This window comes from Pseudomonas graminis (assembly GCF_001705435.1).
GTDB lineage: Bacteria > Pseudomonadota > Gammaproteobacteria > Pseudomonadales > Pseudomonadaceae > Aquipseudomonas > Aquipseudomonas graminis_B.
In genome coordinates, this window is record NZ_MDEN01000063.1 from 51,221 (window position 1) to 69,814 (window position 18,594).

20 protein-coding genes, 1 tRNA gene and 2 pseudogenes are annotated in these 18,594 nt (G+C 58.0%); 15 read left to right on the forward strand and 8 right to left on the reverse strand.

The window, feature by feature from the left end; translation table 11 throughout:
• Position 1: 1 nt before the first annotated feature.
• Together tusD and BBI10_RS13880 are read right to left on the reverse strand one after the other, a co-directional pair.
• The gene (gene tusD, locus BBI10_RS13875; protein ID WP_065989181.1) at positions 2–394 is read right to left on the reverse strand and encodes a sulfurtransferase complex subunit TusD; all 393 of its coding nucleotides are present in this window, start codon (positions 392–394) and stop codon (positions 2–4) included.
• A 114-nt stretch (positions 395–508) separates the two neighbouring features.
• Entirely contained in the window at positions 509–1,180 is a 672-nt protein-coding gene (locus BBI10_RS13880; RefSeq protein WP_065989182.1) for a Bax inhibitor-1/YccA family protein, read from the reverse strand.
• 169 nt (positions 1,181–1,349) lie between these two features.
• On the opposite strand from BBI10_RS13880, the gene BBI10_RS13885 reads away from it, so the two are divergent.
• Positions 1,350–1,440 (forward strand) — tRNA-Ser (locus BBI10_RS13885).
• Positions 1,441–1,627: 187 nt separating this feature from the next.
• Positions 1,628–2,440, forward strand: coding sequence for an XRE family transcriptional regulator (locus BBI10_RS13890; RefSeq protein ID WP_141695182.1), 813 nt, complete (start codon positions 1,628–1,630; stop codon positions 2,438–2,440).
• A gap of 100 nt (positions 2,441–2,540) precedes the next feature.
• On the opposite strand, the gene BBI10_RS13895 is transcribed toward BBI10_RS13890, so the two are convergent.
• The gene (locus BBI10_RS13895; RefSeq protein WP_065989183.1) at positions 2,541–2,861 is read right to left on the reverse strand and encodes a DUF1654 domain-containing protein; all 321 of its coding nucleotides are present in this window, start codon (positions 2,859–2,861) and stop codon (positions 2,541–2,543) included.
• 496 nt (positions 2,862–3,357) lie between these two features.
• Between BBI10_RS13895 and BBI10_RS26605 the strand changes: the two genes are divergently transcribed.
• From BBI10_RS26605 to BBI10_RS26610, 3 genes are read left to right on the forward strand one after another with little or no spacing between them, the layout of a single operon-like run.
• Positions 3,358–3,546 carry a Com family DNA-binding transcriptional regulator gene (locus BBI10_RS26605; RefSeq protein WP_083233116.1) on the forward strand — a complete coding sequence of 63 codons (189 nt, stop codon included), beginning with the start codon at positions 3,358–3,360 and terminating at the stop codon, positions 3,544–3,546.
• Positions 3,547–3,549: 3 nt separating this feature from the next.
• Positions 3,550–4,383, forward strand: coding sequence for a putidacin L1 family lectin-like bacteriocin (locus BBI10_RS13900; protein WP_065989185.1), 834 nt, complete (start codon positions 3,550–3,552; stop codon positions 4,381–4,383).
• Between the two features lie 28 nt (positions 4,384–4,411).
• Positions 4,412–4,549, forward strand: a complete 138-nt coding sequence (locus BBI10_RS26610) for a Com family DNA-binding transcriptional regulator (RefSeq protein WP_244160375.1) — start codon at positions 4,412–4,414, stop codon at positions 4,547–4,549.
• Between the two features lie 439 nt (positions 4,550–4,988).
• Here the strand turns inward: BBI10_RS26610 and BBI10_RS27985 are convergent, their stop codons facing one another.
• Positions 4,989–5,171 (reverse strand): hypothetical protein, encoded by a 183-nt coding sequence (locus tag BBI10_RS27985; RefSeq protein ID WP_244160365.1) that lies wholly within the window; start codon positions 5,169–5,171, stop codon positions 4,989–4,991.
• Between the two features lie 473 nt (positions 5,172–5,644).
• Here BBI10_RS27985 and BBI10_RS26615 point away from each other — a divergent pair, with 473 nt between their 5' ends.
• From BBI10_RS26615 to BBI10_RS13935, 6 genes are all read left to right on the forward strand, one after another.
• Positions 5,645–5,785, forward strand: a complete 141-nt coding sequence (locus BBI10_RS26615; RefSeq protein WP_244160376.1) for a Com family DNA-binding transcriptional regulator — start codon at positions 5,645–5,647, stop codon at positions 5,783–5,785.
• A gap of 64 nt (positions 5,786–5,849) precedes the next feature.
• A complete protein-coding gene (locus tag BBI10_RS13915; RefSeq protein WP_065989190.1) occupies positions 5,850–6,650 on the forward strand; it encodes a hypothetical protein in 801 nt (266 codons plus the stop codon).
• 216 nt (positions 6,651–6,866) lie between these two features.
• Positions 6,867–7,184: a phage holin, lambda family gene (locus BBI10_RS13920; RefSeq protein ID WP_065989191.1), complete on the forward strand. Its 318-nt coding sequence runs from the start codon at positions 6,867–6,869 to the stop codon at positions 7,182–7,184.
• A gap of 41 nt (positions 7,185–7,225) precedes the next feature.
• Positions 7,226–7,612, forward strand: a complete 387-nt coding sequence (locus BBI10_RS13925) for a hypothetical protein (protein WP_065989672.1) — start codon at positions 7,226–7,228, stop codon at positions 7,610–7,612.
• Positions 7,575–7,760: a hypothetical protein gene (locus BBI10_RS27995; RefSeq protein WP_065989194.1), complete on the forward strand. Its 186-nt coding sequence runs from the start codon at positions 7,575–7,577 to the stop codon at positions 7,758–7,760. Before BBI10_RS13925 ends, BBI10_RS27995 begins: the two co-directional genes overlap by 38 nt.
• A 226-nt stretch (positions 7,761–7,986) precedes the next feature.
• Complete coding sequence (locus tag BBI10_RS13935) at positions 7,987–8,412, forward strand: cell wall hydrolase (RefSeq protein WP_065989196.1); 426 nt, start codon at positions 7,987–7,989, stop codon at positions 8,410–8,412.
• 70 nt (positions 8,413–8,482) lie between these two features.
• Here the strand turns inward: BBI10_RS13935 and BBI10_RS28595 are convergent, their stop codons facing one another.
• Positions 8,483–9,364, reverse strand: coding sequence for a methyl-accepting chemotaxis protein (locus BBI10_RS28595; RefSeq protein ID WP_410935579.1), 882 nt, complete (start codon positions 9,362–9,364; stop codon positions 8,483–8,485).
• Positions 9,341–10,108 (reverse strand): annotated as a pseudogene (locus BBI10_RS28600) (MCP four helix bundle domain-containing protein); the annotation flags it as partial. The gene BBI10_RS28595 and the pseudogene BBI10_RS28600, both read right to left, overlap by 24 nt.
• Before the next feature lie 263 nt (positions 10,109–10,371).
• Here BBI10_RS28600 and BBI10_RS13945 point away from each other — a divergent pair.
• Positions 10,372–11,256, forward strand: coding sequence for an EamA family transporter (locus BBI10_RS13945; protein ID WP_065989199.1), 885 nt, complete (start codon positions 10,372–10,374; stop codon positions 11,254–11,256).
• Positions 11,257–11,375: 119 nt separating this feature from the next.
• Here the strand turns inward: BBI10_RS13945 and BBI10_RS13950 are convergent, their stop codons facing one another.
• A complete protein-coding gene (locus BBI10_RS13950) occupies positions 11,376–12,863 on the reverse strand; it encodes a SulP family inorganic anion transporter (protein WP_065989675.1) in 1,488 nt (495 codons plus the stop codon).
• A 469-nt stretch (positions 12,864–13,332) separates the two neighbouring features.
• On the opposite strand from BBI10_RS13950, the gene BBI10_RS13955 reads away from it, so the two are divergent.
• Complete coding sequence (locus BBI10_RS13955; protein ID WP_065989200.1) at positions 13,333–15,555, forward strand: TonB-dependent siderophore receptor; 2,223 nt, start codon at positions 13,333–13,335, stop codon at positions 15,553–15,555.
• 50 nt (positions 15,556–15,605) lie between these two features.
• On the opposite strand, the gene BBI10_RS13960 is transcribed toward BBI10_RS13955, so the two are convergent.
• The gene (locus BBI10_RS13960) at positions 15,606–16,334 is read right to left on the reverse strand and encodes an SOS response-associated peptidase family protein (protein WP_065989202.1); all 729 of its coding nucleotides are present in this window, start codon (positions 16,332–16,334) and stop codon (positions 15,606–15,608) included.
• A 98-nt stretch (positions 16,335–16,432) separates the two neighbouring features.
• On the opposite strand from BBI10_RS13960, the gene BBI10_RS13965 reads away from it, so the two are divergent.
• Both BBI10_RS13965 and BBI10_RS13970 read left to right on the forward strand, forming a co-directional pair.
• Positions 16,433–16,873 carry a LexA family protein gene (locus tag BBI10_RS13965; RefSeq protein WP_065989204.1) on the forward strand — a complete coding sequence of 147 codons (441 nt, stop codon included), beginning with the start codon at positions 16,433–16,435 and terminating at the stop codon, positions 16,871–16,873.
• A 113-nt stretch (positions 16,874–16,986) separates the two neighbouring features.
• Positions 16,987–17,959: pseudogene (locus tag BBI10_RS13970) on the forward strand (transglycosylase SLT domain-containing protein); the annotation flags it as partial.
• Positions 17,960–18,594 lie beyond the last annotated feature (635 nt).

Here is an 18,594-nt window from a genome sequence, read left to right on the forward strand (position 1 = left end):
GTTACGGCCCTCCAAAACAGATCAAGCGATCGGCCGTCTGTACTGCCTCGTGCAGCTGACCCAGCCCCGACAATTCCCAGGGTGCCGACAGGTTCGCCGCAGGTCGCGAATAACGCTCCGCCTCTTCAGCATTCAACACCCCCCGGCGCAGGGCGGCTGCGATGCAGACCACGCCATCAAGCTTGTGGGTGCTGACGAAATCGCGCCATTGCGCGGCGGTATCCGACTCGTCCTGGGGCGACACCACATTGCCGGACGCGCTGTGCACGCCGTCCTGATAAAAGAACAGGCGCACGATTTCATGGCCCTGCGCCAACACAGCTTTAGCGAACAGCAATGCACGCCGGGAGGAGGGCGCGTGGGCGGGCGAATGCAGGGCAATGGCGAACTTCATGGGCGGCTCGGTCGGGCGCTGACAGGGAACATGGGCGCAATGATAAAGAATTCACGAACGCCGGACAGCAAAAAGCCCGCAGAAGCGGGCTTTTTGTTAAAGCGGGCAAACGGATCAGTCTTTGCTGCCCATGATGCCGAAGATCTGCAACAGGCTGATGAACAGGTTGTAGATCGATACATACAGGCTGATGGTCGCCATGATGTAGTTGCGTTCACCGCCGTGGATGATCGCGCTGGTCTGGAACAGAATGCAGACCGACGAGAACAGCACGAAGCCGGCGCTGATCGCCAGTTGCAGGCCGCTGATCTGGAAGAACATGCTGGCTACTACGGCCCCGAGCAACACGAAAAAGCCTGCGGTGATGAAGCCGCCGAGGAAGCTCATGTCCTTGCGCGTGATCAGCACATAGGCCGACAGACCACCGAAGACCAGGGCCGTCATCGCGAACGCGGAGGCAACGACTTCAGCGCCGCCCTGCATGCCGATGTAGCGGTTGAGAATCGGGCCGAGGATGAACCCCATGAAGCCCGTCAGCGCGAACGCCGAGACCAGACCCCACGCCGAATCGCGCAATTTGTTGGTGAGGAAAAACAGACCGTAGAAGCCGATCAGCACAACGAAGACGTTCGGGTAACGGAAGTTCATCTGTTGTGAGACGAACGCCATGACGCCGCTGAAGGCGAGGGTGAGGGCCAGAAGGCCGTAAGTGTTGCGCAGGACGCGGCTAACCTCTAGCTGCTCGACCTGCACGCGGTTGTTGACTGCGTAATCCTGTTCGCGCATGGCGCTACTCCTGGTGGTGAAAACGAAGGGTTTGAAACCTCAAGTTGCAAAGATCATAACAGAGGCGAGGCAGCGCGCTAGCCGGAGAGTTTGACAGCTTGTTTCATTACGGTATTATGGCGCCCGCAAAGCGACGGAGGGGTGAAAAACCTTCGACGCCAAATGCTTCGGGGAATTGGCAGAGTGGTTGAATGCACCGGTCTTGAAAACCGGCGAACGTTAATAGCGTTTCTAGGGTTCGAATCCCTAGTTCCCCGCCAAACACAGTAAAAAGCCCTGCATATGCGGGGCTTTTTTCGTTTTCGGGGTCTGGTTTTCGCTGGGCTGGATTTGATCTTCATCTTTCGGATCATCCTGCCCGGCTTGCGTGAGCATTAGCAAAGGCTAATCATGTGGTTGATAGCAGACCGTAATTTACTCTATGCTAACCGGAAGCGATGATGGGACATGGACATTAACAAGCTTAGAGCCGACGCCCTGAAAGCCCTGATGGCCGGGGCCTCCCAGAAAGATTTCGCCAATAGGCACGGCCTTGATGCGTCGTATCTGTCCCAGATTCTTAACGGGCACAGAAATCTCGGCGAGAAAGCTGCTGCGAATTTGGAAGAGAAGATCGGCCTTCCTTCGGGAAGCCTGGTCAGCCCTGCTGCGTCCGAGACTTCCGCGACATCAGTGAAGGCCGGGCTTTCGGCACTGGAACAGCTCAAACAGTCCCTCGCCAAGGTGAAAGGCTTTTCAAATGAGGCGCGGGACCGGATTGTGGCGGCGGCTGCCGACCCGGATGACCAGAGCACAGACGTGCTTCCGGCCAATTACGCCGCCCTTCGTCCTACCCATGAAGAGATTGTCATTCGCCAGTACGACATACGTGCAGCGATGGGTCACGGACAAGTGCCGCCTGATTACAATGAGGTAGTGCGCAACTTGGTTGTCAGAGAGGAGATTCTTCGCGAGAAAGGTGTGACCTACACCTCGAAGACAGCTCTGGCCATGATCAGTGGCTGGGGTCAGAGCATGGAAGGAACCATCAACGATAAAGACTTGGTGATCGTCGACAAAGGCGTGCAGGACTTCATCGGTGAGGGCATCTACGTACTGACTTGGCACCAAGAGCTGTACATCAAGCGCGTGATGCGACTGGACGAAGAGAATTACAGGCTTATTTCAGACAATCAGCATTATGAGAACCAGACGGCAAGGATCGACGACGTGACGATCCATGCTAAGGTTTTATTGATCTGGAACGCAAGAAAGGCCTAGTTGCGCTGGCCGATCTGGCCGATCTGGCCGACTAGTGGCCGGCACAGGCGGTTTGTTGAAGGTACAGACGCCCGCTTATCAAGCGGGCTTTTTTGTGCACTCAGAAAGGCGCGGTTTCCTCCAGTGCTTCGAATTCGTCCCACACTTGGACGCGGGGATCGTCATCTGACGGCGCTTCCCACTTCAGCGTGACCGAACTGTCTTCATCGTTGAAAACCATCTCTATCCCATCCACTTCCGCAATAGCCCCCATCACTTCGTCCCACTCTCGCTCGCCGTCGGTCTCCAGCTTATGGATCGTGACCCACATCTGATCCTGGGCGATCGGGTGGTTGATCATGCCCGCCACCCTTAGGTTCAGGCGCTCCAGGCCGGACATGGGCTCGCGCTCTTGAGGCTTTTTCTTCTCTGGTAGGGACATCAGTTTCTCCTTGGTTACTGTATGTACGTACAGCTTTCGTAAGCATAACGGCAGTCAGCTGTTTGCAAAACCCCTGTCAGAAATATCGGCCTACCTCGAGCGACCGACATCCCTTACAGTCGCGTAAATAATTTAGCATTAGCTGTTGACGGGTCATTTAGCGTTTGCTAATTTACACCCATCGCAGCGATATACCGCAGCGGTATATGACTGGTGAAGCCGCCAGATAGCCAGGGACCAGCGAAGTGGTCTCCCAGCCCCGACAAGGGATCGACTGGATCAGAGCTCTTTAAGCAGAACGGAATCACCGATTTCACTGGCTGGCCTTGGCAGCAGGGTCAGACGGGAAATCAACGAAGAAAGAGGAGGCAGTCAGGCGGGTGCACTAACACTCACAGGGATCGCCAGATCGCAGGTTTTAACTGTAAACCGGCCGAGGCTTTTACTCTCCGCGCGAGCGGAGCGGCGTCTGGCAAAAACCAAAAGGCTTCGCAGAATGTTGAAAGATTGCAGATGTGGAAAGTGCAAAAAACTTCTCGCCCGTATCGGTGAGATGACACAGCTCCAGATCAAGTGTTCCCGATGCGGGACGTTGAATCATGTGAAGGCCACGAGCCCCGAGCTATCGCCTCTGAGCGAAACTAATGCGGATCCTTCCGCAACTCTCATTCGCCTCAATAGGTAAAAAATGTCAGATCCAACACTTACGCTGTTTGGCGGTTCGGGCACGTCGGTATTGCCCCCGAACCAGGCAATGACGATCGGTCAATACCTCGTTTCGCCGAACGGCCGTTATAGGCTTGTCCTGCAGCCTGACTCCAATCTTGTTCTTTGGGACGGAGATACTGCTTTGTGGGCAGGCAATGATGATCAGCCTTACAGCGAGAACGCGGCTCATGCGAAGATCAAAATTACGAGGTTTTACGTCCAGGGGGGCGGATATTTGGAGGATTCGCTCCGTCAACGCCTGTGGGTTATGGACACCGGTGGCGTAGGAGACAAAAGTGTCATTTATCGCTCCCATCTAGTAGTTCAGGACGACGCCAACATTGTGATTTTGGACGTCAGGGCCGTCTTCTCAAGTAATACCAAGGCGACGCTGCTCCCTAACGCAGCTGGCGTGAACATCATCCCGCCAGGCACCTATCTGGAAGTAGGGCGGCAGTACCCCGCGGGCGAATTCTTTCTGGTTTTCCAAGCCGATGGAAACTTGGTGGTTTATACAAAAGCGGGCGCCGTCGTCTGGCACACCAATACCTACGGTAAGGATGCCAAGGCCGCGGTTATGCAAACTGACGGCAACTTCGTCATCTACTCGTCCACTGGTGTGCCACTATGGAGCAGCCAAACCGGCGGGTTCCCAGGCGCCTATGCCCAGTTGCAAAGCAACGGTGCTTTCGTGATTTGTACCGGTGTCCCTATCTGGGCGCGTTTTGGTTGGAAGCCTGGTAAGTTGCCTAAGGTTTTTTACCCCGATAACGGTCCATGGAAAACGTTCGATCGCGTGATCTACACCTTCTGAGGTCCTACCACACTAACCTCTCGCCCGTATCGGTGAGATGACACAGCTCCAGATCAAGTGTTCCCGATGCGGGACGTTGAATCATGTGAAGGCCACGAGCCCCGAGCTATCGCCTTTGAGCGACATGAATGCGGGATCTTCCGCACCCAATCATTCGACTCTATAGGTAAAAAAATGGCTGAACAAATCGGTGCAAAATTCAAATCGGTCGCTACCAACTATACCGATGTGATCTTTACCCCTGCACAAAACGTAAATGGTGCAGTTATTCGTACTGCCACTATGCACATTGGCTCCTCTTACGGGATCCTTACCACCGGCGCAACCGCTCCAAATGATTATTATGACGTGAGCAAGCCGGTGATTCTATCCGTGCGAGGCACTGCGCCGGCTGGCAGCGGATTCCCTGGTGCTTCTGCAACACTGCCATTTCAGGTAACCATCCCTGCCGGCCAAGGACTGTGGGTCGCTATGGGGCAAGGCGGAGGCGGCCAGGCTTACGTGACTTACGACCTGCTTCCGGCTGCATAAGGGTCATTGTTAAAGAGGCCCTGCGAAGGGTCTCTCTAACACGTGCTTATTGCCCCCGACACTGCGGGACTCATTCATGCCACCTCGACAGATACCGAAAGGCGTTTACCGAGAGCGGCTAGCGTCGCCTCAAGTTGCTCCATCTTTGAGGCGTGCAGGAAGCCGACCAGACGATCTTCTTGTACCTGATGAACGCCCAGCAGACGCCGCAGATCGGCCTTCCGCATATCGCGCTCGATCACGGTGCTCCACAGCACGATCTTCGCCACTGTAGGCAGGCAGATAGACGACCTTCTCGCCTGGCTGTGCAGGTGTGGTCTCCGGAATGGCTTTGCGCTCGTCCACGTAGATCGACAGAGTCGACTGCTTCGGCCATCGCGTGCGCCTCATCTTCGCCGTAGCTGTTCAGCTGCGGCAGATCTCGGAACGGCGATCCCCGGTGCGGTGTCTTGTTCAAATCGAATCGCGTAGTTGTACATGTGATTCCCCTTGTGTAGGTGGAATGGAGGTGATCGTTCAGCGCTCAGATAGGGGGAGGGGGCTCTTAGAGCCCCAGTTGTTTAATGATCGCCTTGCGGGTCCCTTCGGGCATTTCCTTTGCACCGTACTCCGCGAAGGTTGTCTGTTGCCGTTTGGAGCGGTGACTTTGAAGTGGCTTCCCTTGGCTGCTTCGAACACCTGACAGTCACCGAGGTATCCGGAAAAAGTTGACCACCTCACTCTCGCCCGTATCGGTGAGATGACACAGCTCCAGATCAAGTGTTCCCGGTGCGGGACTTTGAATCATGTGAGGGCCACGAGCCCCGAGCTATCGCCTTTGAGCGACATGACTGCGGAATTCTCCGCGCAAAATCATTCGACTCAAAGGTGAAAATTATGAGTAACCCACTCTTTCCGTTTACTAATGCGGTAGTCCGATTCTCCCGCCTCACACAATGATGGTGCCAGGTCAGTACCTTACGTCTCCGTCCCAGGGGTATTCGCTGATCCTCAGGGAAGACGGGACGTTAGAGTTCTTCGACAACTTCGTTCAGAAAGTTCTGTGGCGGGCTGTCGAGCGAGAGGGTTCTAATTGGGTGTATGGCAAGCCCGCCGCAAACCGAAGTCTTGGGAATTATCTTGCCACTGAATACTCCCTCCACTTCAATGATGCTACTCGCAATCGGGACTGGTGGTCTTCGAGCAGCACCCCCCTCGGAGAGGAGAGTTTGTTAGCCTCCTATCGTACCTATCTGAGCCTGCAGGACGACGGCAACCTTGTACTGAATGACACCTTTCCTCTGTGGGTATCGTACAAGTCGTTGGAGGCATTTTCCCTGTTCTCCACTGACCTAATCATTAAACCAGGAGAGAAATTTGTACCGGGGGACCGGAGAGAGTCAGGCACCAATTTCTTGCAGTTCCAGGCTGACGGCAACTTTGTGCTCTACAACGCGCAGAAAGTCCCACTTTGGAATTCGGGCACTCAGGGAACGGGTGCAGATCTCGCGATAATGCAAGAGGACGGTAATTTCGTTATCTACGCGGGCTCGAAGGCGGTTTGGAACACTCAGACCGTCGGCAATCCCGATGCCTATCTACGTGTTCAGTCAAATGGCGTCCTTTCCGTCGTAATTGACAAGCCGGTGTGGGCTCGCTTCGGATTCACACCGAAGATTCTCCCTCGAAAAAAATGGACAATGTGGGGGCCGGTCAATATCCCTGTCTGGCCTTTCCCTAACTTGTCCTTGGGTTAAACGCGCGCTTGGTTTCCCTCTCGACTGTTCTCTACGTGTTCGGTCGAGAGGGCCTTAAAAGCGACTATTTTCAAGCAACTACTTATTCCAAGCCTCGGCACTTGCCGGGGCTTTTTCGTATTCAGCCCTTCCACACCCATCGCTACAAGTGAAGAGTGCTGCAGGGCTGCCCCATTCCCCGAGCCCGGAAGGGCGGACTGTCGGAGGTCAACGAAGATGCCGGAAAAAACACCTGACTTCTGGGCGCACGTCTGGCTGATCATCACGACGCCGCTCTGGCAAGGAGCGATCATGGCCGCAACCATTTCCCTATTGCGCGTGCTCTATGAAGGCAAAGAAGCCAACAAATGGCGCGTTGTGCTTGAAGCGCTGATCTGTGGTGCATTGAGCCTGTCAGCCAGCAGCGTCATCGAATGGATGGCCTGGCCGTCGAGCCTGTCCGTCGCCGCTGGCGGCACCATAGGGTTCATCGGCGTGACGGCGATCCGCGAGCTGATCATCCGGTTCCTCGGACGCAAGGCGGATTCGTTATGAGCCTCGAACCCGTTGTCGCAGTTGCCAAGGTAGGCGCCACATTGCGAACCGTTGCGGTCGCCATCGTCATTGCCATCGTCATGGGCCTGCTGATTGCCATCCAGCAGATCCGCGTGGTCACGTTGCAAGGGGCCATCACTGTCGAGGCCAATGCCAGGCAGGAAGCAGTCGATGCCAATAAGGAAAGCCAGGCCACGATCACCACGCTGCGCGCCGAAGCGCAGCGCAACGCCGACTACACCGCCGACCTGGACAAACGCATCAAGGCCAGCGAGGACAAAGCCAAGAAGGCGAGGAAAGAATTCGATGATCTCAAGCGCTACAGCAAACCTGTTCGTGATTGGGCTGCTCAGCCTCTGCCTGACGGCCTGCGTGGCAAGGCCTCAAGTGGTGACAAAGACAACAGCCATAAGGCTGGAGGCCCCTGAGCTGATTCCGTGCGAGCGGGTCAATGCGCAGGATACCGATTTGCGTGACAACGGCGACGTATGGGAGCTGAAAGATCAGGCCATCGAGCTGCTCGACACATGCGCCGACCAGGTCGATGCGCAGATTGTTCGAAGCAAGAATAAATAAGCTCATTTCATTTGAGATGCGTCGAATCTGAACGTGGCCGTGAACCGTGAAAGGTCTTGGTTCTTCTTCGCGCCTGGGTTCGAACATTCCCGATGATCATGCAGGAAAACCGTGTTGGACCGCTGCCTGTCGCGCGCAGGCGATTCTCCAACTCCCGCCTAAAAAAGCACATCCGATTTGCCTGGTCTGCCGTTGAGCGGGCTATTTTTTTGCCTGGAGAATAGTCATGACCGTGACTGATAAAGATCGCGACGTGCTCGCTCGCACGCTGTATGGCGAAGCTCGCGGGGAGGGGCTTGCGGGAATGCTGGCCGTGGCCTGGACGATCCGCAACCGCGTGAACGATGGACAAGAAAGGTCATGGTGGGGCGAGGGCTATGCCGGGGTGTGTCAGAAGCCCTATCAGTTCAGTTGCTGGAACAAGGGCGACCCGAACTATCCGTCCGTGAGCGGCGCGCGACAGATTCCGTTCCGCGAGTTGGCGCAGTGCCAAATCGCTGCCGACCAAGTAATCGACGGGAACGTGCCAGACCCCACCGGCGGGGCGACTCACTATTACGCGACCACTTTGTCGAGGGCTCCGGCGTGGGCAGCCAGCGCCAAGCCGACTCTGAAACTCGGGAGCCACATGTTTTTCAAGGACGTTCCGTGATCAGCGGCACAGTCATCAGCAAGCCGTTGGGGTAGGGAAGCCGGCTTCAGGGCGTCAAAGCAGCCATGGGCTAAAGCCGGAACTTGCCGACCATGTCGTTGAGTCGGACCGCGAGCGTCGACAGTTCGCTGCTTGCCTCCAACGTCTGTCTCGCGCCCTCGGTGCTTTGCATGGCCAAATCCCGAATGCTCACCAGGTTTCTGTCCACATCGCGGGCAACATGGGCTTGTTGCTCCGAAGCCGTCGCGATCTGCATGTTTCGTTCGTTGATTTCAAGGACTGCGTCGGTGATCAGGCGCAGGGACGAGCCTGCGTCTTTCGCAGAGGTCAGCGTGCTGTGAACCTCCTGCCTGCTTTTGTCCATGGATTCCACCGCCGCGGCGGACCCTGACTGGACCTTGGTGATCATCTGCTCGATTTCCTGAGTAGACAGCTGGGTCCGGTGCGCCAGGGCTCGTACCTCATCTGCCACTACGGCAAAGCCGCGTCCTTGTTCCCCGGCGCGCGCCGCTTCAATTGCCGCGTTCAACGCGAGCAGGTTTGTCTGCTCGGCGATGGCGCGGATGACGCTCAGCACTTTCGTAATATCGTCAGCCTGACTGGCCAGGGCCTTGACCTGTACCACAGAGTTGTCCACGAGGTCGGCGAGGTTCGTCATGGCCGTCACCGTGTTGACGACCCGGCGGTTGCCCTCTTCGGCAGATGTGCTGGATGACTGCGCGGCCTCGGACGTCGAGTTCGCGTTTCTTGCGACTTCTTCCACCGCCGCACTCATCTCGGTGACCGCCGTGGCCGCCTGTTCGATCTCACTGTTCTGTCTTTGAAGTGTCCGGTCTGCGTTTTCGGTGATCGATGTCATTTCGACGGACGCGGTGCTCAGTTGGTCGGCCGCTCCCGATATTTCAGTCAGCGTGGTCTTCAAATTGCCGGCCATGAGATTGAGCGCAATCATCAGACTGGATATCTCATCCCGCCCTGTCACGGCGAGGACGCCGGAGAGGTCGCCCGTTGCGATTTTCTCCGCGAAGGTCAACGAACTGCCGACCGGCTTCACGATGCTTCGGGTCAGGGCATAAGCCAGGCCTATGGTGAGCACCGATGCACCCAGAACAACGGAGATAAGAACCATGATGCTGTGGTTGTAAACCTCTGCAGCGCGATGCCCGGCGTTGACGGCGTTCTGTGAATTAAGGTCGCGCAGCTTTGTGAGCTCTGCCTGATACTGCGTCGCGGTCTGCGCCTGTTCGTTGTTGGCGTAGTCCAGCGCGCTTTGATGGTCGGTTTTATTCAGCGAAATAATGTTTTTGACGCCAGCTATGTATTTCTCCATCAGGCCGTTCGCGGTCTGAAACTGCTTGTTATCTTCTTCGTCAGTAATCAGGTGTGCTCGGTAGTAGCCCGTCTTGTCTTCGAGCGTGGCGATGTCTTGAAAAATATTATCGGTGACTTTGCGTTGTGCGTCTGAGCCCGACACCGCCAGCGATCGTATGCTTTCCAGCCGGGTATGCAGCAGAGCGATCTGGATATCGTCAATCACCTGAATGCTGGGCACCACGTCGGTTTCCAGCTTTTGTTCAGTGGCACGCATTTCATCAATTTGAACGTAAGCGAACACGCCAAGGCCTAGCAGGATCAGCGTGATCAGACCGAAGCAAAGCAGCGCCCTGGTCGCAATTCTAAAGTTTTGTAGTTGCATGTGAGTTTCTCCGGAGCTCCAAAGGAAGGCGCTGAGGTCCGTTCCAGCGATCAGCGTGTCTGCCGGATTTTTGAATACTTAAGGTGCGTTCGGCGGATGGGCAGGCCTATGGCTAGCATGTCCGCGGGTTTGCTCAGTGCTAAATAATCAATTAACTAATTCTTCATTCAACGGTGCCAAGGCGTTTGCAAATGCAACAGACACGAGGCGATTATTGTTTCATCGGGCTCTCCCCAACTACCTGCCAACTCTTAAGGAACACCATGCCGTTTAAAGACCTTTGCCTGGCATTGCTGGTCATCATCGCGTGGGGTTTGAATTTCATCGTGATCAAATACGGGCTGGATGGCCTGCCGCCGATGCTGCTGGGCGCGCTGCGGTTCACGCTGGTTGCGATTCCTGCCGTGTTTTTCATCCGTCGTCCGCAGTTGCCCTGGTTCTGGCTGCTTGCGTACGGAGCGACCATTTCCTTCGGTCAGTTCGCCTTTCTGTTCGAGAGCATGGCCCATGGCATGCCACCGGGGCTGGCCTCCCTGCTGCTGCAGGCGCAGGCGTTCTTCACGCTGCTGTTCGCGGCGATCTTCATCGGTGAGAAATTACGCATCTATAGCGTGGCGGGCTTACTCATCGCCGCGGGCGGGCTGACCCTTATCGGCATGGGCACAGGGGCTGCGACACCGCTGCTGGCGGTGTTGCTGGTGTTGTGCGCGGCCTCGATGTGGGCGTTGGGCAACATCATCACGCGCCGGTTCGGCAACGTCGATCTCGTGGCGCTGGTGGTCTGGGGAGCGATTGTTCCGCCGCTACCGTTTCTCGCCATGTCGCTGTGGCTGGAGGGGCCGGCGCTCATTGAGCATTCATTGCTCAACCTGAGTTGGAGCTCGGTGCTGTCGCTGGCTTATCTGGCCTTCGTCGCCACGCTCTTCGGCTACATCAGCTGGAGCAAGCTGCTGTCTCGCTACCCGGCGGGCAAGGTCGCGCCGTTTTCCCTGCTGGTGCCGGTGGTCGGCCTGAGTTCCTCAGCGTTGGTGCTGGGCGAGCGACTCAGCGTGCTGCAATGCGCGGGGGGTGTGCTTGTGATGTTGGGTCTGACAGTCAATTTGTTGGGCCCCAAATTATTCGGTGGAGGGCGACGCGCGGTGGCTTGATGACGGGCGACGCCGGATCACTTTCGCAAACCACGCGTATCCATTGCAGCGCTGCGTCTCTGCGCAGCGCAGGCCGTTGCCAAGCCTTCCCGGCGTCACTGCTGACCGTTTTGCTGCGGTCAGTGCCCCATTGGCGTCTCTAAACCGTCCGGTTTGTCATGAATGCCGAAGCGATCCACGAGAGTTGCACTGGCCTGGTTCATCCCGATGACATCCACTTGGACCCCCAGTCGACGAAGCTTGAGCACCACTTTGTCCAATGCCGCAACCGCCGTGATGTCCCAGAAGTGCGCGGCGCGAAGGTCAATGGCCAGCGTCTCGAGGGGCTCTTTGAGATCAAAGGATCGGATAAACCTGTCCGCTGATCCGAAGAACACCTGACCGGTCACCTCATACGTGCGGTGAGGGTGCTCGGGATCACGGGTTGAGCTCACCTCGAGCTGATGGCCGATCTTGTTTGCGAAGAACATCGCCGCCAGCAAGGTGCCCGCCACAACGCCGAAGGCCAGGTTGTCGGTGGCGACCACTACCACGACTGTCACCACCATAACGATGTTGGTTGAAAGCGGGTACTTGTTGAGGTTGCGGATCGAGTCCCAGCTGAACGTGCTGATCGACACCATGATCATCACGGCCACCAGCGCCGCCATCGGGATTCTCGCAAGCCAGTCGCCGAGAAACACCATCATGACCAGCAGCGACACCCCGGCGCTCAGGGTCGACAGTCGGGTGCGGCCGCCGGATTTCACGTTGATCATGGACTGCCCGATCATTGCGCAACCTGCCATGCCGCCTATCAGGCTAGAGGCAATATTCGCGATGCCTTGTCCCTTGCACTCGCGGTTCTTGTCGCTGGAGGTGTCAGTCAGGTCGTCGACGATGGTCGCGGTCATCATCGACTCCAGCAGCCCTACGACCGCCAGGGCGGCAGAGTAGGGCAAAACGATCAGCAGGGTGTCGAGGTTCAGCGGCACGTCCGGCCACAGGAATATCGGCAGGCTGTCAGGCAACGATCCCATGTCGCCTACGGTGTGTACGGTCAGTCCCATCGAGATTGAAATCGCGGTGAGTACGATAATGCACACCAGCGGCGAGGGGAGCAGTTTCCCCAGCACCGGCAGTCGTGGAAACAGGTAAATGATGGCCAGCCCGCCCGCCGTCAGGGCATAAACCGGCCAGGTCACTCCTGTGAGTTCCGGCAGTTGGGCCATGAAAATCAGGATCGCCAAGGCGTTCACGAACCCGGTCACGACGGAGCGGGAGACGAAACGCATCAGCTCACCCAGGCGCAGATAGCCGGCGATGATCTGAAGCACTCCGCACAGCAAAGAAGCTGCCAGAAGGTATTGAACGCCATGGTCCCTGACCAGATTGACCATGAGCAGGGCCATCGCTCCGGTCGCCGCCGACACCATCGCCGGGCGGCCGCCGACGAAAGCGATGACGGTGCAGATGCAGAAAGAGGCATACAGGCCGACCTTAGGGTCGACGCCTGCAATGATGGAGAAGGCGATCGCCTCGGGGATAAGGGCCAGCGCAACAACGAGTCCAGCGAGTACGTTCGCTCTGGCGTCGGACAGCCAGGCGGTTCTGATGTTTTCAAACATTAATTCACCCAGGGCAGGCACGGCATGACGCACAGCGACGGGCGCCGAGCGATACACGTGTGTCTGTTTCAATTGAGTTGTGGATTAGCCGCGGCCAGAAATTCAGGCGCAGCAGGATTCGACCGCAGTCAGGTGGCGGTCAGAGTCAAGCGAGGGGGGCGTAGCGCTAAGGCGGCGTAGGCAGCCAGTTGGAACGGGGCAAGGTAGTACCTTTGGTTATTCATCGTGAGACATGGGCATGATAGTTGTGATCTCGCCGTCCGGTCCAGACTGAATTCGCCCGAGCCGACTGATGGACGTAAGAGCAGTAAAAACAAATCACACGCTTTAACAAATGGAAACGGTTTGCATTAACAATTTATAAAAAGGTTGTTACGATCGACGCCCTCATAGCTTTTCGCCATGTGGAACGTCGCTCATCAGGGTGATGGGCCGCAGATCAGCTCTCGCCCTTTCCAGGAAGCACCCGATGCTACGTCCCGCCCTGCCAGCCTTGTCGGCACTTGTTGCCCTTGGTTTCTCCAGCCATTCCTTCGCAGCGCCGACGCAGCAGAATTTGCCGGATCAGCCACCGGCAACATCGCTCGCTCAACCGGGCAGTGCCAGCAGCAATTCGGCGTCGGGCGCCGTCGCGCTGGAAGGCCTGAGCATCAACGCCGATTACGGCATCGCGGGACAGGCGACCACGGAGAGTTCGGGGTCCTACACAACGGGTTCCATGAACACGGCGACCAAGCTGCCGCTGTCCATCCGCGAGACGCCGCAGTCGGTGAGTGTGATCACCCGCCAGCGCATGGACGATCAGGGCATGAATGACCTGAACGATGTGGTGAAATACGCGCCCGGCGTGACGTTGCACCGAACGGCGTCGGACCGTCAGGAGTTTCTGGCGCGCGGTTTCAAGATCGACAACATCATGTACGACGGCCTGCCGAGCAGCATCAGCGCCTACACCCAGGACGTGATTTCCGGCGCGGATCTGGCCATGTATGACCGCGTCGAAGTGGTTCGCGGGGCGACGGGCCTGATGACCGGCGCGGGCAGCCCGGCGGCGACGTTGAACCTGGTGCGCAAGCGCCCGACCGCCGTGCCGCAGGTCAGTGTCACCACCAGCGTCGGCAGTTGGGACCGTTACCGCACCGAGGTCGATGCGTCGAACAAGCTCAACGACTCCGGCACCGTTCGCGGCCGTGTGGTGGCCGCGTACGAAGATGACAAGAGCTTCTCCGATATCCGCAAAAATCAGCGGCAGACCTTTTACGGGATTCTCGAAGCCGACCTGAACGACTCGACCACCTGGACCGTCGGCGCGTCCAAACAGCGTGACGACAACACCTCGGACTGGGGCGGTCTGCCCAGCGGCCCGAACGGCGAAGACCTGCACCTCAAGCGTTCGACATTCCTCAGCAACGACTGGTCGTACTGGAACAAAGACAACATCATGTTCTTCACCGACATCACCCACCGTTTCGACAACGGCTGGTCGGCCAAGCTGGCGGGACAGAAGATCTGGGCTGAAGCGGACACCTTCTCCAGCTACATCGGCAACTACGACGGTCTGGGTTTTCAGCAGTACCACGGCAAGTACCGCGACGACGATGACCAGACCAACCTCGACGCCTCCCTCAGCGGGCCGTTTCAGATGTTCGGTCGCGAGCATGAACTGGTCGTGGGCGTGAGCCACCGGCAGGAGAAATTTCACCAGTGGGGCGGCTGGACCGACGGCACGCCCATTGACCTCTACAACCCGACCCATTCACTGCCCAAACCTGACGTCGACACCAGCCTGTACGAAACCCGCAATGCCGCTACCGAAGAAGGGGTTTACGCCGTCGCGCGCTTGAACCCGATCGACCCGCTGCACGTCATCCTCGGCAGCCGCGTCAGCTGGTATGACTTCGACAACCGCGTCGGCAGCGGCGATTACAAGGTGGTCCGCGAAGTCACGCCCTACGCCGGCGTCATCTATGACCTGAACGACACGTACTCGGCCTACGCCAGCTACACCGAAATCTTCAAGCCGCAGACCGAGATGGATTCAGCGCGCTCGGTGTTGAAGCCAATGACGGGCAAGAACTACGAGATCGGCCTGAAGGGCGAATACTTCGACGGCGCGCTGAATGCCTCGGTGGCGCTCTTTGAAATGGAGCAGGAAAACCGCGCGTACCTGGTGCAGGACCAGAACTCCACCAATTGCCCGAGCTTCCCGGCGTCCAGTTGCTACGGCGCAGCGGGCAAAGTGCGCAGCCGCGGGATTGATACCGAACTGAGCGGCGCGCTGACGCCGGACTGGCAGTTCTCGGCGTCGTACACCTACGTGTTGAGCCAGTTTGTCGAAGACGGCACCAAAAGCAACGAAGGCAAACTGTTCGCCCCCGAGCAGCCGAAGCATCTGTTCAAAGCCGCGACCAGCTACACATTGCCCGGCGAGCTGCACAAATGGCGCGTGGGGGCGGACGTGCTGGCCCAGAGCAAGACCTTCAACCGCGTTGGCGACGGCCAGGCCGATCAGGACGCTTACGGCATCGTCGGCCTGATGGCCGGCTACAAGCTGAACGAGCACTGGGACGGCCGGGTCAACGTCAACAACCTGTTCGACACCCGCTACTGGCAGGGCATTCCGATCGCGTCGGGTACCGGCGTTTACGGCGATCCGCGCAACCTGATGTTCTCGGTGAAGTGGACGCTCTGATCACTCCAAATCTGCCCCATTGAGTGCCGCGTGATCGCCATGTGCAGCGATCAAGCGTCCTCGTCCTGATCCTCCGTCAGCAAATCGAGCCCGGCCAAGGGCTCGATCAACTGCGCACCCTCGTTGCGCACATTTCCGACCTCTTTGCCCACGGCATGCCAGTGAAAATCGCTGACCGGCCGACAGCCTTCCTGGGCGATTTGCGCGAGCCGTGAGGCCGGTGTCTGCGGGTCGACCCATTCCCGTGCGAGCTCGGGCGTCAGCACCAAGGGGCGGCGGTCGTGGATGTCGAGCATGCCCGCGTCGCTCGCTGCGGTGATGATGACGAAGCCGTCGCGCTCATCCGGCTCAAGCCCAGGCCTGACCTGTCCCAAGGCGGCGAAGTACATCGGCCCCTGGTCTTTCAGATGAATGAAGTACGCCTGCTTGCGCTTCGAGTCGTTCGGGTCTTTCACCCATTCGTACCAGCCATTGGCCGGGGCCAGGGCGCGACCGTTCGGCCACAGATCCTTGAAGAACTTGCCTGTCATGACCGTTTCGACCCGCGCATTGATCGGGTCGGGCCGTTTACCTTTGGCCCAGTGGGGCGACCAGCCCCAGCGCACTTTGTCGACGCTCAGGCCGTCAGCCACCGGGCGGATGATTTCGACGCGGGTGGTCGGCGCCACGTTGTAACGCTCGATGGGCCAGAGATCGTAGCCGTTGATCACCAACTGCTCTGGCGCAAGCGTCTTGAGGTAATGGTCCATTGGCTCGTAGATCGAGTAGCGTCCGCACATGTGTCACCCGTCGAATTTTCCTGCTTACAACATTGACCGCGCGCGGCTGAGAACGTTAACTGTATATACGTACAGTTAACAAACACAAGGTCAGTCCCATGAGTGTCACCATCCTTGGCCGGTTGTCAGCGGCGGGCGAGCGGTTCCCCCTTTATGCCTTTCAAGTACCGGCGGGTTTTCCCTCGCCAGCGGCCGATCACATCGAGCGGCACATCTCGCTGGACGAGCTCTTCGACATCCGCGCGCCCCATGTCTATCTGGTCAAAATAGAAGGCGACAGCATGCAGGGCGCGGGCATTTATTGCGGCGATCTGGTGATCGTCGACCGCAGCCTGTATGCCGAGCATGGCGACATCGTCATCGCCGCGCTGAATACCGAGCCCGTCTGCAAACGCCTGCACATGCGTGGCAACGAGGTCATCCTCAAGTCCGAGAACACCAAATACCCGCCGCGCTACGTTATGGAGGGCGACGAGCTGCTGATCTGGGGCGTGGTGAAATACAGCGTTCGCGATCACGACAAGGTGATGCATTCGTGATGCAGAGGCTTTCTATATAAGGAAGGCGCGCAGGAGGGGTGTGACAGCACGGGCGTATTGGAACCATTCAAGCGCCCGTGCCACACAGCATAAACCTCTCAGGATGACCTCCCATGCCGCCTGCCTTCCGCCCGTATCCGGGCGTTTTGCGTGTCGTTCGACCGATGCGCATCGCTTCACTGACCGTCGCGGTGCTGTGTGCCGGGTGCCAGTCCTACGGCCCTCCCGAGGCGAGTACCGAACGCACGCCGCGCCTGGTGGCGGGGCTCCATCGCAGCGAAGAGCCGTTGGCTTACTCGCGGCCGACGCAACCCTACGACGGCAGTGATATCTGGCAGCGAATGGGGCAGGATTTCCGCCTGGCCGACGACAATGGCGTCAATGAACGCATCGTGCGTCAGCGCAACTGGCTGCTGGGCAATGCAGGGTTCATCCGCAACGCCAGCCAGCGGGCCAGCCCGTATTTGCACTTTATCGTCGAAACCCTCGACCAGCGCTCGATGCCGGCGGAACTGGCCCTATTGCCGATCATCGAGAGCGCCTACAACCCCAAGGCCAATTCGATCCGTGACGCGGCCGGGCTGTGGCAGTTCATGGCGGCCACCGGGCGCGATTTTGACCTGCGCCAGACCGCCTGGTACGACGGCCGCCGGGACGTCGTGGCGTCCAGCAAAGCGGCGATGGATTACCTGACGCGTCTGCATGGCCAGTTCGGTGGCGACTGGTTGCTGGCCATGGCCGCCTATAACGCAGGGGAGGGCACGGTGAGCCGGGCTATCGACGCAAATCAGCGGCGAGGGCTACCCACCGATTACTGGCACCTGAGCCTGCCGAAGGAAACCCAGGATTATGTGCCGCGCCTGCTGGCGCTGTCGTTGCTGGTGCGCGAACCCGGGACCTATGGTGTGAAACTCAGCCCGGTGGCCAACGCGCCGTATTTCACGGAGCTGGAGCTGGCGCGGCCGGTGGATCTGGAGCGCCTCGCTGTCAGCGCCGGCATCGATCGCTCGGTGCTGTTGAACCTCAACCCGGCATTTCTGCGCAAAAAAACCGCCGACGGACCCTCTCGCCTGCTCGTGCCTCGCGACCAGTTCGAGCAGCTTTCCGCCACTCTGGACAAAATGACCGACGACGTCGTGCACGGTAACGAGGCACTGGCGGTCACGACTGCCACGGCGTCAGCGGGAATTGTGCGCCCCTGAGGCGAGGTTTCAGCCGTGAGGTTGTCCGCTTCGGGCCCACTTTTGGCAGCAATGGGCTCGCCGTGTACCGGCGCAGACACACATCCGCCCGCCTGCTTTGCACGTCCCATCGACCCGGATGAGCCGGGTCAGACTTATTCACACAATGAATTAACGAAAATTTCAGCGAACTTTGCCGGCGTTTTGTAAAAACGCCGATACATCATGGCCAGTCGCCTTCGAAGACACAATTCGAAACATCCACTGCCCTAGGTTGATGAGCCTTTTGGCTCGTTTAGCAGTGCCTGGCAGATCATCCTGCGCGGCGAGGAATAGTTGGATCCCATTACCGAATCGTTATTGATCCGCAAACCTTTGCTTCGCTGTTAATAGTTCAAATCATGATAGTCGGTATGTCCGACCCGCTAAACGCAAGGGGTTTGGACCTATACGCGAGAGTACAGTAAAGCGTGTTCGGAAAACCGACTTGGCTCAGTCGGATTTCCGAACGGAGTTAAACTAGCCTTCCTTGAAACTAAT

Coding starts and splice junctions, on each gene's coding strand:
- BBI10_RS13965 (WP_065989204.1), top strand. CDS start 16,433: ATGAGTGTCACCATCCTTGGCCGGTTGTCAGCGGCGGGCGAGCGGTTC.
- BBI10_RS13945 (WP_065989199.1), top strand. CDS start 10,372: ATGCCGTTTAAAGACCTTTGCCTGGCATTGCTGGTCATCATCGCGTGG.
- BBI10_RS13960 (WP_065989202.1), bottom strand. CDS start 16,334: ATGTGCGGACGCTACTCGATCTACGAGCCAATGGACCATTACCTCAAG.
- BBI10_RS13955 (WP_065989200.1), top strand. CDS start 13,333: ATGCTACGTCCCGCCCTGCCAGCCTTGTCGGCACTTGTTGCCCTTGGT.
- BBI10_RS13950 (WP_065989675.1), bottom strand. CDS start 12,863: ATGTTTGAAAACATCAGAACCGCCTGGCTGTCCGACGCCAGAGCGAAC.
- BBI10_RS13900 (WP_065989185.1), top strand. CDS start 3,550: ATGTCAGATCCAACACTTACGCTGTTTGGCGGTTCGGGCACGTCGGTA.
- BBI10_RS13920 (WP_065989191.1), top strand. CDS start 6,867: ATGCCGGAAAAAACACCTGACTTCTGGGCGCACGTCTGGCTGATCATC.
- BBI10_RS26605 (WP_083233116.1), top strand. CDS start 3,358: ATGTTGAAAGATTGCAGATGTGGAAAGTGCAAAAAACTTCTCGCCCGT.
- BBI10_RS13935 (WP_065989196.1), top strand. CDS start 7,987: ATGACCGTGACTGATAAAGATCGCGACGTGCTCGCTCGCACGCTGTAT.
- BBI10_RS28595 (WP_410935579.1), bottom strand. CDS start 9,364: ATGATTGCGCTCAATCTCATGGCCGGCAATTTGAAGACCACGCTGACT.
- BBI10_RS13895 (WP_065989183.1), bottom strand. CDS start 2,861: ATGTCCCTACCAGAGAAGAAAAAGCCTCAAGAGCGCGAGCCCATGTCC.
- BBI10_RS13915 (WP_065989190.1), top strand. CDS start 5,850: ATGATGGTGCCAGGTCAGTACCTTACGTCTCCGTCCCAGGGGTATTCG.
- BBI10_RS13890 (WP_141695182.1), top strand. CDS start 1,628: ATGGACATTAACAAGCTTAGAGCCGACGCCCTGAAAGCCCTGATGGCC.
- BBI10_RS13880 (WP_065989182.1), bottom strand. CDS start 1,180: ATGCGCGAACAGGATTACGCAGTCAACAACCGCGTGCAGGTCGAGCAG.
- tusD (WP_065989181.1), bottom strand. CDS start 394: ATGAAGTTCGCCATTGCCCTGCATTCGCCCGCCCACGCGCCCTCCTCC.